We start from the raw sequence: 13,688 nt of genomic DNA on the forward strand, positions 1-13,688 counted from the left end.
TGCCTCGCCTGCCCCCGCCCTGTCGCTGCGCCGCCGGCTGGCGCTGCACACCTGCCTCGTCTTCACCGCGATCGCGGTGCTGATCCCGCCGCACGCCTCACCGAGCCACGCGCCGGTGCTAATCGGCACGCGGCTGCTGCTGGGCGTGATCAACTATGTGAGACGTCGCAGCGCGGCGCGATGCGGCTGCGCCGCGCTCAAGCGCTGCGGTCGCGGGTCGCGGCCACCACCGTGCAGAGCGCCAGACCCAGCACAGCGGAGGAGACGTAACCGTTGACGTGCAGCAGCCCGGCGGCGAACAGCGTGCCGCCGATCGCCGAGCCGATCGCCTGGCCGACATACAGCACCGACGTATTCAGCGACACCGTTGCGCCGGCGAGCGTCGGATCGGCCGTGACCAAGCGCACCTGCTGCATCGAGTTCGAGGCCGCAAACCCCAGCCCCCACACTGCCACCGCAACGGCCATCACGCCGAAATGCCCGGCGCCGAAAGTCCAGCCGAGGATGCCGGCCAGCATCAGCGAGGTGAACAGCGCCGAGGTGCGGTATGCGCCCCAGCCGTCAACGATGCGGCTGGCGATGACGTTGCCGACGAAGCCGCAGACGCCGTAGATCGCGAACACCAGCGCGATCTCGCGCGGCCCGGCGCCGGTCAGGCCGGTGAGCAAGGGCCCGAAGAAAGTGAACACCACGAACTGCCCGGAAGTCTGCAGCGACGACACCCCGAGCAGCGTCAGGATGCGGCGGTTGCGCCCCACCGCAGCCCAGGTGCGCAGGCTCACCGGCGCCGCCGTCAGGCCGCCCGGCAGCCGCAGCCAGAGCAGGATAAAGCTGATCAGCCCGATGCCGCCGACGGTGAGATAGGCGCCGCGCCAGCCGGTATGATCGGCCGCGAAGGTGACCAGCGGCACGCCGAGCGCCACCGCCAGCGACCAGCCGAGAAACACATAGGCCATGGTGCCGCCGCGACTTTCCGGCGGCACGATCAGCGCCACCGCGCCGGCGGCCTGCGGCGTGTACAGCGCGCCGACCGACAGCATCGCCAGCCGAAGCACCAGCAGCACGGTATAGTTCGGCGCAAAGGCGGAGGCGAGATTGCCGAGCGCCAGCACCGCCAGCGTCGTCGTCAGCAGCAGCCGGCGATCGATCCGGCTGGTCAGCCAGGCGGTGAGCGGCGAGCCGATGCACAGCACGATCGCCCCGAAGGTGATCAGCAGCCCGGCGTCGCGGATCGTCACCCCGAGCCCGGCCGCCAGATCCGGCAACATGCCGGCAGGCGCCAGAACCGAGGTTCCGGTGACGAAATTGCCGAGCATCAGGGCGGTGGGGGCGAACGAGCGGGACACTCCGGAAGGCTAGCAGGGTTTCCATGCAAGTGCATTAAAATTCTGCCAGACCGGGCATGCGCCGCGACACCAGCAGGGCGAAATGGGCGCCGCGGCCGGGTCCGGGTTCCTTGAATCGTCCGATTCCCCTGCTATACAGCCCCTTTCCGCTTACCTGCGCTCGTACGCAGGAGTGAGCCAGAGGAGCCTTCCGATGACCGAAAAGACTTCGGGCGACAAGCCTTCCGCGTCCACCTCCGGCTTCCAATACACGCTCTCCAACCTCAAGCCGGTAGCCCCCATGGACCAGATCACCATCACCTTCCCCGACGGCAAGACCCGCGAATATCCCCGCGGCACCACCGGGCTCGACATCGCCAAGGGCATTTCGCCCTCGCTCGCCAAGCGCACCGTCGTGATGGCGCTGAACGGCACGCTGACCGATCTCGCCGATCCGATCGAAGACAATGCCCAGATCGACTTCGTCGCCCGTGACGATGCGCGCGCGCTGGAATTGATCCGGCACGATTGCGCCCACGTGCTCGCCGAAGCGGTGCAGAGCCTGTGGCCGGGCACCCAGGTGACCATCGGCCCGACCATCGAGAACGGCTTCTACTACGACTTCTTCCGCAACGAGCCGTTCACCCCGGAAGACTTCGCGGCGATCGAGAAGAAGATGCGCGAGATCATCGCGCGCGACAAACCGTTCACCAAGGAAGTCTGGACCCGCGACGAAGCCAAGAAGGTGTTCGCCGACAACGGCGAGGCGTTCAAGGTCGAGCTGGTCGACGCCATTCCGGAAGACCAGACGATCAAGATCTACAAGCAGGGCGAGTGGTTCGATCTGTGCCGCGGCCCGCACATGACCTCGACCGGCAAGATCGGCACCGCCTTCAAGCTGATGAAGGTGGCGGGCGCGTATTGGCGCGGCGACAGCAACAACCCGATGCTGACCCGGATCTACGGCACCGCCTGGGCCAAGCAGGAAGACCTCGACGCCTACCTGCATCAGATCGAGGAAGCCGAGAAGCGCGACCACCGCAAGCTCGGCCGTGAACTCGACCTGTTCCATTTCCAGGAAGAAGGTCCGGGCGTGGTGTTCTGGCACGCCAAGGGCTGGAGCCTGTTCCAGTCGCTGGTCGGCTATATGCGCCGCCGCCTCGCCGGCGACTACGACGAGGTCAACGCGCCGCAGATCCTCGACAAGGTGCTGTGGGAGACCTCGGGCCACTGGGAATGGTACCGCGAAAACATGTTCGCGGCGCAGTCGGCCGGCGACGATGCCGAGGACAAGCGCTGGTTCGCGCTGAAGCCGATGAACTGCCCCGGCCATGTGCAGATCTTCAAGCATGGTTTGAAGAGCTACCGCGACTTGCCGCTGCGGCTCGCCGAGTTCGGCGTGGTGCATCGCTACGAGCCGTCGGGCGCCATGCACGGCCTGATGCGGGTGCGCGGCTTCACCCAGGACGACGCGCACGTGTTCTGCACCGAGGCGCAGCTCGCCGAGGAATGCATCAAGATCAACGACCTGATCCTGTCGACCTACTCCGACTTCGGCTTCGAAGGCGAACTGACGGTTAAGCTGTCGACCCGGCCGGAGAAGCGCGTCGGCACCGACGAGATGTGGGATCACGCCGAGCGCGTGATGGCCACGGTGCTGTCCGAGATCAAGGCCAAGGGCGGCAACCGCATCAAGACCGAGATCAACCCCGGCGAAGGCGCGTTCTACGGACCGAAGTTCGAATACGTGCTGCGCGACGCGATCGGCCGCGACTGGCAGTGCGGCACCACGCAGGTCGACTTCAACCTGCCGGAGCGGTTCGGCGCGTTCTATATCGACGCCGACGGCGCCAAGAAGGCGCCGGTGATGGTGCATCGCGCGATCTGCGGCTCGATGGAGCGCTTCACCGGCATCCTGATCGAGCACTACGCCGGCAACTTCCCGCTGTGGCTGGCGCCGGTTCAGGTCGTCGTCACCACGATTACGTCGGAAGGCGACGACTACGCCAAGAAGGTGCTGGCGGCGCTGCGCAAGGCCGGCCTGCGCGCCGACATCGATCTGCGCAACGAGAAGATCAACTTCAAGGTGCGCGAGCATTCGCTCGCTAAGGTCCCTGCCCTGCTGGTGGTCGGCAAAAAGGAAGCCGAGAGCCACTCGGTCTCCGTCCGCCGCCTCGGCAGCGAAGGCCAGAAGGTGATGCCCACCGACGAAGCCATCGCCGCGCTGGTGGACGAGGCGACCCCGCCGGACGTGAAGCGGATGCGGGGGACGGCTTAACAGCCGTCGGCTAGCGGCGAGTATCGTGCCTGAAAGGCCAGATACTCGTCGGTGCGCTGATGGAAGGAGCTAAGCTCTACTCTGTTGCAGAGTTCAGCAAAGATCTCGACACGATTTCTTCAACGTGATGCCCGGGCTGGTCCCGGGCATCTTCGTGTTTGGCGGGGCGTGCAGCAATGACGTAGATGGCAGGTACTAACCCGGCGATGACGAATAGGTGCGCGAGCCGCGATTGACTAAGCGGCCGCCCGCCTTACCAAGATTTGCGCACGCGCGCTTACGCGCTACGGTCGACGCCAGGGGATTGGGTAGTGCCCTTCTGCATGGCGGCGATCGCGGCGTCGAGTTCGGCGCGGCTGTACTGGCGTTCGCTGCCGGCGCACGGCGTCCATTCGCTTTGCGACTTGGCGGTGTCGGCGATCTCGACCTTGCCGCCGAGCAGCTTGGCGTAGGTCTCCGCCCGCCACTGCGCCAGCGCCGGCCCGGTCAGCGACGGCTCGTCGATGCCATCCACGGATGCCGCGGTGGAATTACTCATCTTGACGAGGCCACTGTTGTAGAGCGTCGCCACCACCTCGTTGCCAACCTTGACGGTGGCATAGACGTCATTGGGTTCGTTGTCGGAGGCGCCGGTCGGTGCGACATCCTGCTGCTGCAGCCAGACGCGCGCGATCTCGTCGACTTCCGGGGACGTCACTTTGCGCACCGCTTCGGGATGCGCCTTCATCAAGTCCGCGAAGCTGTACACGTCACCTTCGAAAGCGAGGCCGCTCTTGTCGGTGGACTTCTCCGAATCCGCCTTGGTCACGTGCATATACGGCGTCAGCCCAAGGCCTTGGCGGTCGGTGATATTCATGATGCGCCCCCACTCCAAATCCGTCCGAGTGCTGGGATTGCAAACTTCGCGCCACAAAGAAGCCTTGCCGATCAATGCGATCGTGAACCGCGGCGACCGCGCAGACGGCGACAATTGCCGAATGCCGGCAAGCTTTTCCTATGCCGAAGGTCGATTCCGCGGCTGATGCATTTGGTACGGTTCTGATCGAACCTCGCGCCGACATGCGGTAGATTGCCGGCCGACGCGCGCGCCTTGCGGATCACGCCTGCGGGCGGCGCAGGACCTGATGGAGAACAGCCATTTCCGACCCTATCGAATTCTTCAAGACCCGCCGCTCGGTGAAGCCGCGCGAGATGACCGGGCCCGGCCCGACGCCGGACGAGCTGGAGACCATCCTGACGATCGGCGCGCGGGTGCCGGACCACGGCAAGATCGCGCCGTGGCGGTTCATCGTGTTCGAAGGCGACGCGCGCGCCCGCGCCGGCGAGGTGATCGGCGCTGTGTTCGCCCGCAAGCATCCCGAAGCGACCGCCGAGCAGATCGCTACCGAGAAGGGCCGGCTGTCGGAAGCGCCGCTGGTGATCGCGGTGGTGTCGTCGCCGAAGCCGCATCCCAAGGTGCCGGTGTGGGAGCAGGAATTGTCGGCCGGCGCGAGCTGCATGAACATCGTCTCGGCCGCGACCGCGCTTGGTTACGGCGCCAACTGGCTGACCGGCTGGATCGCGTTCGATCCCGAAGTGCTGAGCGGCCTCGGCCTGCGCGGCGACGAGAAGCTCGCCGGCTTCATCCATATCGGCACGCGGCCGAAGGACATCGAAGACCGGCCGCGCCCGGAGCTGAACGCGATCGTGACGCGGTTCTAAGCGCCCCGGCTGCGGTCCGCGCTGAGCGTGCCGCGGCCGCCGGCCTACTAAGCGCGGCCGACTGGAAATACCCGGCCTTCGAACACCGTGCCCCAGATAGGCACGTCCTTGAGCTGCTCCGGCGGCACGGCGTAAGGGTCCTGCTCGAGCACGGTGAAATTGGCGATCTTGCCCGGCGCGATGCTGCCAAGCTGGTCCTCATGGCGCCAGGAATACGCCGCCTCGATCGTGATCGCGCGTAGCGCCGCATCGACCGACACCCGCTGCTCGGGGCCGGCGACGCGCCCTGACGGCGTCAGCCGGTTGACGCCGCACCACGCCAGATACAAGGGCGCGCTCGGCGCCATCGGCAGGTCGGAGTGGTAGGAGAGCGGCACGCCCTGATCGAGCACCGACTTGGCGCGCACCATCGCGTCCGCCCGCTCCGGCCCCAGCCCCACGGCGCTGTATTTGTCCGCAAACCCGGTCGTGTAGTACGGGTTGGCGCTGACCAGCGCACCGAGCCGCTTGATCCGCGCGACCTGGTCCTCGGTCGAGTTGGCGAAATGCACGATCACGCTGCGATGATCGGCGCGCGGATGCTCGGCTTTCAGCTTCTCCAGAATGTCGAGCAGCTTCTCCAGCCCGAGATCACCGTTGACGTGGGTGTGGATCTGGTAGCCGGCATTCCAGAACAGCCGGGCGCGGCGCTCCAGCTCGTCCGGCGGAATGATCCATTCGCCCAGGTGGCCGTCGAGATAACCGTCTTTCATCTGCATCAGTTGCGAGATGATGGCGCCGTCGGCGAACAGCTTGATCTGGCCGGGGAAGAACATCAGCTTGCGGCCCGGCGCCTCCGTCGCCACCGCGATCTGCTCCTCCACCGCATCGAGCGCGCCGTCGAGCCCGACCCGGTCGACGATGCCGCGGCCGTCGGCGATGAAGGTCGAATACATCGGCGTCTCGGGGGCGCCGAGGATTTGCTCGTACAGCTTCCACATGTCCGGCGTGTACAGGGCGCCCGGCTCCATATAGGCGGTGACGCCGTTGGCGTGCAGATAGCTCACCATCTGTTTCAGCCCGAAGGCCAGCCGCTCCGGTGTCGCCAGCACCTTGAGCATCGGCGTGATCATCAAATTCAGGCCGTCTTCCCAGAAATGGCCCTCGCGCCAGTTGGCCTGGGTGCTCGCCCTGCCCTGGTTCTGCGTCATCGCCTCGGTGATGCCGAGCGCCGCCATCGCCGGCGTGTTCAGATAGAATTCGTGGCAGGAGCGATGCCACACCGCGATCGGCCGGGTCGGATTGATGGCGTCGAGTGCGGCGCGGTCGAGCTTGCCGTGCCACAGCGCGTGATAGCCCCAGGTCAGGAGCCAGGCGTCGGGCTTATCGAGCTTGGCGTCGGCCGCCTTCAGCCGCGCTTGGTAAGCGTCGGCGCTGCCGGCCGCCTTGTGGGTGCCGCCCGGCAGTACCCAATCCTCCGGCGCGATCACCTCGACCGCCAGCGTCAGCGCGCCGAGCACCGGATGCAGATGCTGATCGATCAGCCCCGGCATCACGATCTTGCCCGCAAAGGTCTCGTCCACGGTGAACGGCCGACTATCCAGCGCTGCCTTGACCTCATCGAGCGACCCGGCCGCGACGATCCGCTTGCCGGCGACAGCAACCGCCGTCGCTTCCGGCGCGCCGCGCTCCATCGTGATGAACTTCTTGGCGGTGAAGATCGTCACCGGCTGCGCTGCGCCGGCGGCTTGATCACCACCGAGCCCGCTCGCCAGCCGCGCATTGATACCACCGTCGGCCTTTGCCGACCTAGATACCACCGCCTCGGCCACGAACGGCACGCCCGCGCTGAGCGCGACTGCGCCCTTCAGGACCTTGCGTCGCGACGGTAGCGACAGCGAGCGGACGGCGAATTGAAAACCGGGATTGCAGGCAATGCACATCGCGCGTGCTCCAGGACCGAAGCAGTTAGTTGTCCTGCAAACAGCTTAGCACGCGAATCGGGAACTCAGCGCCCCGGACCTTGGTCGCGCCTGGTCACGCAGCCTGCGAGGCCTGTCGCCCGAACCGCATCAACAGCCCGCAAATCTCCGAGGCCGGCCGCGCCGGGCTGAACAGGAAGCCCTGCACCTCGTGGCAGCCTTCGGCGCGCAGCACATCGAGCTGTTCGACGCTCTCCACACCCTCGGCCAGCGTGGTGATGTCGAGGCTGCGGCCGAGCCCGGCGATCGCACGCACGATCGCAAGGCAGTCCGGTCGCTGCGTCAGATCCTTCACGAACGAGCGGTCGATCTTGATCTTGTCGAACGGGAAGCTGCGCAGATAGCTCAGCGAGGAGTAGCCGGTGCCGAAATCGTCCATCGAGATCCGCACCCCGAGGCTGCGGAGCTGATGCAGCGTGGCGAGATTGGCTTCGCTGTCGGCGAGAAACAGCGACTCGGTGATTTCGAGTTCGAGCCGGTGGGGCACCAGGCTCGATTGCGCCAGCGCCGAGATCACCACCTGCACCAGGTTGCGGCTGCGGAATTGCACCGGCGACAGATTGACCGCGACTTTGACGTCGGACGGCCAGGACGAAGCCTCGAGACACGCCTGCCGCAGCACCCATTCGCCGAGGCCGACGATCAGGCCGATGTCCTCTGCGACCGGGATGAAGTCGGACGGCGAGATCATGCCGCGCTCGGGATGGCGCCAGCGTAGCAGCGTTTCGAAGCCGCCGATGCGGTCTTCGGCGAGATCGATCAGCGGCTGATAGTGCAGCTCGAATTCGCCGCGCGCGAACGCTTGCCGCAGGTCGAGCTCCATGTCGCGGCGGATCTGCGCCTGGCGGTCCATCTCCTTCTCGAAGAAATGGTGGCAGCCGCCGCCCGCCGCCTTGGCGCGGTACAGCGCCATGTCGGCATTGCGCGACAGCGCCTCGCATTCGTCGCCGTCGGACGGCGCCAGCGCGATGCCGATCGAGGCACCGATCACCACTTCGAGCCCGTCCATGTCGTAGGGCGCGCTCAGGATCTCGATCAGCCGCGCCGCGAAGCTGCTGGCCTCGTTCGGGGTCGCCAGCGAGGTCAGCACGATCGCAAATTCGTCGCCGCCGAGCCGCGCAACCAGATCGCCGTCGCCGATCTGCTGCCGCAACCGTTCGGCGACGCATTGCAACAGCCGGTCGCCCATCGGATGGCCGAACGAGTCGTTGACGTTCTTGAACAGGTCGAGGTCGACGCACATCACCGCCACCATGGTGCCGCTGCCGCGGGCCTGCGCCAGCGCCTGTTCCAGCCGCTGCTGATACAGCGCGCGGTTCGGCAGATTCGTCAGTCCGTCGTGGTGCGCCATGTGGGCGATCTTGGCCTCGGCCTTGCGGCGCTCGGTGATGTCGACCACCGCGACCAGGAAGCCGTCGCGGCCGTCGAACACCACGCGACGGCCGAAGGTCAGCACGTGGATCTCGGAGCCGTCGGCTTTGACGTGCCGCCAATTGCCTTCGGACTGATAGCTGTCGCGCATCTCCAGCAGCGTCTGGCCGTGCGCGATCCACTCTTCGCGCGGCCAGATCTCGCGCAGCGACATCCGTACGAACCGCTCGCGCGGATAGCCGTAATGCGCCACCGCGGCGTCGTTGACGCTGAGGAATTCGAAGGTCTGTGCGTCGAACACCCACATCGGCATCGGATTGCCGTCGAACAGCAGGCGGAACGACTCCTCGCGCTTCTTCAGCGAGGTGACGTCGGAGATAGTTGCGGAAACGACGTCGCCGAATGCGGTGGCGCTGAGGCTAAGATTGCGGTCGCCGCTGTCGACCGCGAAGGTGATGCTGGCGTCGGAGTCGACCAGCTCGATCAGGCGATTGGCGACCTCGGCGCGGCACAGCAAATGATGCCCGACCGACAGCCGGCTCCAGCGCAGCTCGGACACCGAGTGCCGCAGCAGCTGCGAGGCGCCCTGGTTGACGTGGACAATCTGGAAATCGAACGGCCGGCGGTCGGGGCCGCGGATCGCGGTCAGCGCGACGATGCCGTCGTCGGTCGAGGAGAAGATCGCGTCGAGCAGATTGTAGCGCTGCGCCTCTTCATTGACGTAGACGCCGACCAGCGTACCGCCCCAGCGCGAGGCGGTCGGCAGCGCCAGCAGCGTATAGCGCTGCACGATGCCGTCGCGGACGCAGTGCGCGGTGCCGATATGCGGACGCTTGTTCTGCAGCGCGCCCGAGGCCGCCTGCGCCAGCGCGGTGCCGCAGTCCGGCGACAGCGCGTCGAGCGGAATGTCCCAGCGCTCGTCGCCGAGCCACTGCTGCGCATACCGGCCGGTGCGCGACACCTCCGGCGTTTCGCCGTCGATCTCCAGCAGCACCAGATGATCGGCAAGCCGCCCCAGGCTCCCCAACATCACCTCTTCGTAGCTCGGCAGCGACTGTCCCGGCTGAATCGCCGCGTACCACTTGCGCTGCAGGACGGTTAAGTCTGCAGCAAGCTGACTGGTCGAATTTTCGGAAACTTGTGTGACGGCAGCCGACACGAGAAGCGCCCCGCGGATGAGTACTGCGGTGCAGTCGAACTATTCCCGATTAAGACGATGTAAACGCAGCCGCCGACAGGGCGCAAAGGCTTGAATATGAAGGTTTTAAGTCGCCCGATGGTTATTTCGCGTTCACCATTGTGACAGTCCGCGCACGGCCGCCGCGAATGACGAAATCCATCGCCTTACGCGTGCATCCGGCGCGCGATATCAGCGCGCTAGAACTTCGACTTCGCCGTCGACGCCGTTGACGACGTTAAAGCCGCGCTCGAACACCTTGCCTTCGTTCTTGGCGATGGCGCGGTACTCGCCTTCGGACAGCACGACGCGCGGGAAGGCGCCGATCGACTCCTTGATGACGTCGCCGCCCGGCGTCAGGACCGACCAGGAGGTATTGGCGAGCGCTTCGCCGCCCTTCTCGCTGACCAGCTTCAAGGTGATCACCGCAGCGCGATGCGTGATGGTGACATCGGTGAGCTTGCCGGCCTGGACGCGGATGTCGGAGCGCACCACCGAGTTGGCGTCGCCGTAATTGGAGACGATGTAATAGGTGCCTTCCGGCACCAGCGCGACGTCACCGGCCGCAACGCTCGGCAGCAGCGGCGCACGCTGCGCGTTGTCGAACTGGCTGCCCTTGTAGATCGTGAACGAGATCTGGTTGGAGGGAATTCGCGAACTGCCGACCTTGCCTTCGATGCGCAGGCCGCCGGCGGGCAACACGAAGTTCTCGCGCTCGGCGTCGGACTTCACGGTCACCGGCCGCACCGCGCTGACCAGACCCAGCGCCACATGCACCACGTAGTTGCCGGGCGGCAGCGGAATGTTCGGCGTCGCGCCGTGATCCTCGCGGATCAGTTTGATCGCGCCGCCTTCGTCCGGCTTGTCGGAGTACACCCGCCACACCAGGCCGCTGTTGATCACCGGCTGGTCTTTGCCGTAGCGCGCGGCCAGCGCCAGCATGCCCTGCGGCGGAGCCGGCGCAGCAGCCGGCGGCAATGGCGACATCGGCGGCGGGGTCACCGCGGCGACGGGCGGCTGGGTCAGTGCGCCGGGAAGATTCGGGGCAGCCGCGGGACCGGACTGCGGCGCCAGACTGATCGCTCCGCCGGCCGGCGGCTCCGGCACCGACGCCGGCGGCACTGGCGGCGGCCGATCGCTGAACAATTGCGCAGCAGCGGGCTGGGTGAGCGCAAGCGCACATACCGCAACCAGTGCCCACCGAGCCGCCCCCCGCGGCCGGCTCCCGACGATGTTACCCCTGAAAATCATCGCGATGGTTTTCACTGAAAACGCGGCAAATTCAAGCCGGTGCCACACCGGGCGAAAACGGCCGAAAACCCAACGGTATGGGCGTGTTGTTCGTGATTGCGTCACGATTTTCCCCTAGTCCCGGCCGCCCAAGGCATTAATCATGCATTTGAAGCGATGTGGCACGATCCGAAAACGCGAGTCGAGACCGGGCCGGCACATCTGCTGTGGCTGACGAGTTGAGGAGACCACCGTGCTGGAGAATTTGATCGGACGCGGGCACGCAAACCCGCCGGCAGCGGACAAGGTCGGCCTCGATACCATTCGCCGGCCGATCATCGGGCTGGCGCTCGGCGGCGGCGCGGCGCGCGGCTTTGCCCATATCGGCATCCTGCGCACGCTGCTGTCGCACGGCATCACGCCCGATGTCGTGGTCGGCACCTCGATCGGTGCGGTGGTGGGCGGCGCCTATGTGTCCGGTCATCTCGACACCCTCGAAGAGTGGGCGCGACGACTGCAGCCCCGCAACATCTTCGGCTATCTGGATATTCGGCTCAATGGCTCCGGCCTGATCGGCGGCAGCAAGCTCGCCGCGCAGCTCGACGCCACCCTCGGGCCGATTCTGATCCAGGATCTCACCCAGAAGTTCGCCAGCGTCGCCACTGAGGTGGCGACCGGTCACGAGATCTGGCTGACCCATGGACGCATCGTCGACGCCGTCCGCGCCTCCTACGCCCTGCCCGGCATCTTCTCGCCGGTGCTGATCGGCGATCGCTGGCTGGTCGACGGCGCGCTGGTCAATCCGGTGCCGGTGTCGGCCGCGCGGGCGCTCGGAGCCGAGATCGTCATCGCCGCCAACGTGTCCAGTGACGTGTTTGGCCATGGCACCACGATCTTCTCTCACGGCAGCGCCGCCGCCGCGGTTGTGGAACCCGAAACCGAGGAACCTCCGGCACAGAGACGAGGCTTCACGCGATTCTTCTCGCCTGAGCGCTTCGTCAAGCAGGAGCTGTTCGGCAGCCCGGAACGCCCCGGCATCTCCAAGGTGATGACCGACGCCTTCAACATCATGCAGGACCGCATCACCCGGGCGCGGCTCGCCGGCGATCCCCCCGACCTGCTGATTTCGCCGCGGGTGGGCCGGATCGGCTGGTTCGACTTCCACCGCGCCGACGAGATCATCGCTCACGGCGCCCGCGCCGCCGAGCGGGCCATCGATTCGATCCGCGAGGCGATCGAAGAGGTCGCACCGCAGCCCAAGGCGACGGTGCCGGTCGAAACCTGAGTAAGCGCAGGTCCGACCATCAGTCGAGATCGCGGGACGTCTCCGCCGAGGGCGGCCCGCGACGAACGCGCGCCAGGTGCAGTACGATCGTGCCCAGCGGCAGGGCCAGCGCGACCCAACATAGGCCGCGCCAAATCCCGCCCTCGCCGATCAGCGCCGCCAACAATCCGAACAGGGTCGAGAGCGCCAACACAATCGGCCACAGCCATTGCCGTCGCAGCGCGCTCATGATGCGAGGCCTTCGGCTTCCACAGCCCCCCTGCGGCGCGGGCGCTTGGTCCACCACAGATAGAGGCCGCTGATCAGAACGACGATGGTCGCGATGTCGAGCAGTGCCCAGATGATTTTCAGCGGCAGCCCGCCATAGTCACCGAAATGCAGCGGCTGCGACATGAACAGCGCGGTCGCGTACCACGGCATGTCGCGCACCGAGACCACCTGCCCGGTCGACGCATCGGCGAGTGCCGGCTTGAGGATGCGGCTGGTGATCGGCGTATTGCCGGTGAGAAAGATTGCGACGTGCGACGGGGTGGCGAACGGCGTCCCCGGAAACGCCACCGTCATCACGTTCATCCCCGGCACCGCGGCACGGACATCGCGCAGCACGGCATCGGTCGACGCACGTTGTCCCTCGATCTCGGCAGGCTTCGCCTGCGCCGCCATTTCGACGAGCTGATTGGCCTGCCAGGCGAGTTCGATCGGCGCTGCCAGCGTGTTGATAACGCCGGTGAAGCTGACGACACCGAACCAGGCCAGCGTCACGATGCCGAGCAGGTTGTGCAGGTCGAGCCAGGTACGCCACCGGCTGCCGTCGGTCCGCACCACGCCGAACGCAAGGCGCCGCGTGAACGGACCGTACAGCACCACGCCGGATACGATCGCAACGACCAGCAGCAGCCCCATGAATCCAAGAAACAGCGTGCCCGGCACGCCGCCGAATAGGTCGAGATGCAGCCGCGTCATCACATACAGGAATCCCTCGTTCGGCTGCGGGATCTCGATCTGCTGCCCGGTGCGGGTGTCGAACACCTGATAGTGAAATGAAGCCGGATCGGCAGTCATCGAGGCAGCGGTCGGCACCTTCAGGATCGGATGCTCCCGATCGTAGAACAGATATGGCACCACCTCGCCCGGCCGCGCCGCGAGGGCGCGCGCGACCATCGAGTCCACTGATGCAGTGCCCGGCGGCGCAGTCGTCGCTGCGAGCTGCAGGTCGGGACCAAGCTCGTCCTTGAAGATCAGCGGTAGCCCGGTAAGGCAAAGCAGCAGTGCGAACACCGTGGAGACAAGGCTGCTCCAGCGATGCACCCACACCCACAGTCGAACGGCACGCCGCGTCATCGGCGGCGCGCCCTTTTCA

Annotated in this window: 11 protein-coding genes; 4 read left to right on the plus strand and 7 right to left on the minus strand. The window is 66.3% G+C overall.

Annotated elements, in window-relative coordinates:
- Positions 1-197 precede the first annotated feature (197 nt).
- Positions 198-1,316, minus strand: coding sequence for an MFS transporter (locus RPPS3_RS17485; RefSeq protein WP_107345197.1), 1,119 nt, complete (start codon positions 1,314-1,316; stop codon positions 198-200).
- Positions 1,317-1,539: 223 nt separating this feature from the next.
- Here RPPS3_RS17485 and thrS point away from each other — a divergent pair, with 223 nt between their 5' ends.
- The gene (gene thrS / locus RPPS3_RS17490) at positions 1,540-3,603 is read left to right on the plus strand and encodes a threonine--tRNA ligase (protein WP_199852149.1); all 2,064 of its coding nucleotides are present in this window, start codon (positions 1,540-1,542) and stop codon (positions 3,601-3,603) included.
- A 277-nt stretch (positions 3,604-3,880) separates the two neighbouring features.
- On the opposite strand, the gene RPPS3_RS17495 is transcribed toward thrS, so the two are convergent.
- Positions 3,881-4,459, minus strand: a complete 579-nt coding sequence (locus tag RPPS3_RS17495) for a hypothetical protein (RefSeq protein WP_107345199.1) — start codon at positions 4,457-4,459, stop codon at positions 3,881-3,883.
- Between RPPS3_RS17495 and RPPS3_RS24520 the strand changes: the two genes are divergently transcribed.
- The gene (locus RPPS3_RS24520; protein ID WP_159060693.1) at positions 4,458-4,625 is read left to right on the plus strand and encodes a hypothetical protein; all 168 of its coding nucleotides are present in this window, start codon (positions 4,458-4,460) and stop codon (positions 4,623-4,625) included. The two genes, RPPS3_RS17495 and RPPS3_RS24520, sit on opposite strands and share 2 nt — an antisense overlap.
- Before the next feature lie 115 nt (positions 4,626-4,740).
- Complete coding sequence (locus tag RPPS3_RS17500) at positions 4,741-5,304, plus strand: nitroreductase family protein (protein WP_107345200.1); 564 nt, start codon at positions 4,741-4,743, stop codon at positions 5,302-5,304.
- A gap of 47 nt (positions 5,305-5,351) precedes the next feature.
- On the opposite strand, the gene RPPS3_RS17505 is transcribed toward RPPS3_RS17500, so the two are convergent.
- From RPPS3_RS17505 to RPPS3_RS17515, 3 genes are all read right to left on the minus strand, one after another.
- Complete coding sequence (locus RPPS3_RS17505) at positions 5,352-7,226, minus strand: amidohydrolase (RefSeq protein WP_107345201.1); 1,875 nt, start codon at positions 7,224-7,226, stop codon at positions 5,352-5,354.
- A gap of 94 nt (positions 7,227-7,320) precedes the next feature.
- A complete protein-coding gene (locus tag RPPS3_RS17510) occupies positions 7,321-9,795 on the minus strand; it encodes a putative bifunctional diguanylate cyclase/phosphodiesterase (protein ID WP_107345202.1) in 2,475 nt (824 codons plus the stop codon).
- A gap of 210 nt (positions 9,796-10,005) precedes the next feature.
- Positions 10,006-11,064: a hypothetical protein gene (locus RPPS3_RS17515; RefSeq protein WP_107346665.1), complete on the minus strand. Its 1,059-nt coding sequence runs from the start codon at positions 11,062-11,064 to the stop codon at positions 10,006-10,008.
- Positions 11,065-11,296: 232 nt separating this feature from the next.
- Here RPPS3_RS17515 and RPPS3_RS17520 point away from each other — a divergent pair, with 232 nt between their 5' ends.
- Positions 11,297-12,328 carry a patatin-like phospholipase family protein gene (locus tag RPPS3_RS17520; RefSeq protein ID WP_107345203.1) on the plus strand — a complete coding sequence of 344 codons (1,032 nt, stop codon included), beginning with the start codon at positions 11,297-11,299 and terminating at the stop codon, positions 12,326-12,328.
- A 19-nt stretch (positions 12,329-12,347) separates the two neighbouring features.
- Here the strand turns inward: RPPS3_RS17520 and RPPS3_RS17525 are convergent, their stop codons facing one another.
- Together RPPS3_RS17525 and RPPS3_RS17530 are read right to left on the minus strand one after the other, a co-directional pair.
- Complete coding sequence (locus RPPS3_RS17525; RefSeq protein WP_107345204.1) at positions 12,348-12,557, minus strand: hypothetical protein; 210 nt, start codon at positions 12,555-12,557, stop codon at positions 12,348-12,350.
- Positions 12,554-13,669: a PepSY-associated TM helix domain-containing protein gene (locus RPPS3_RS17530; protein WP_107345205.1), complete on the minus strand. Its 1,116-nt coding sequence runs from the start codon at positions 13,667-13,669 to the stop codon at positions 12,554-12,556. Before RPPS3_RS17530 ends, RPPS3_RS17525 begins: the two co-directional genes overlap by 4 nt.
- Positions 13,670-13,688 lie beyond the last annotated feature (19 nt).

The organism is Rhodopseudomonas palustris (genome assembly GCF_003031265.1).
Lineage (GTDB): Bacteria > Pseudomonadota > Alphaproteobacteria > Rhizobiales > Xanthobacteraceae > Rhodopseudomonas > Rhodopseudomonas palustris_H.

Coding starts and splice junctions, on each gene's coding strand:
- RPPS3_RS24520 (WP_159060693.1), top strand. CDS start 4,458: ATGATGCGCCCCCACTCCAAATCCGTCCGAGTGCTGGGATTGCAAACT.
- RPPS3_RS17495 (WP_107345199.1), bottom strand. CDS start 4,459: ATGAATATCACCGACCGCCAAGGCCTTGGGCTGACGCCGTATATGCAC.
- RPPS3_RS17505 (WP_107345201.1), bottom strand. CDS start 7,226: ATGTGCATTGCCTGCAATCCCGGTTTTCAATTCGCCGTCCGCTCGCTG.
- RPPS3_RS17525 (WP_107345204.1), bottom strand. CDS start 12,557: ATGAGCGCGCTGCGACGGCAATGGCTGTGGCCGATTGTGTTGGCGCTC.
- thrS (WP_199852149.1), top strand. CDS start 1,540: ATGACCGAAAAGACTTCGGGCGACAAGCCTTCCGCGTCCACCTCCGGC.
- RPPS3_RS17485 (WP_107345197.1), bottom strand. CDS start 1,316: ATGCTCGGCAATTTCGTCACCGGAACCTCGGTTCTGGCGCCTGCCGGC.
- RPPS3_RS17530 (WP_107345205.1), bottom strand. CDS start 13,669: ATGACGCGGCGTGCCGTTCGACTGTGGGTGTGGGTGCATCGCTGGAGC.
- RPPS3_RS17515 (WP_107346665.1), bottom strand. CDS start 11,064: ATGATTTTCAGGGGTAACATCGTCGGGAGCCGGCCGCGGGGGGCGGCT.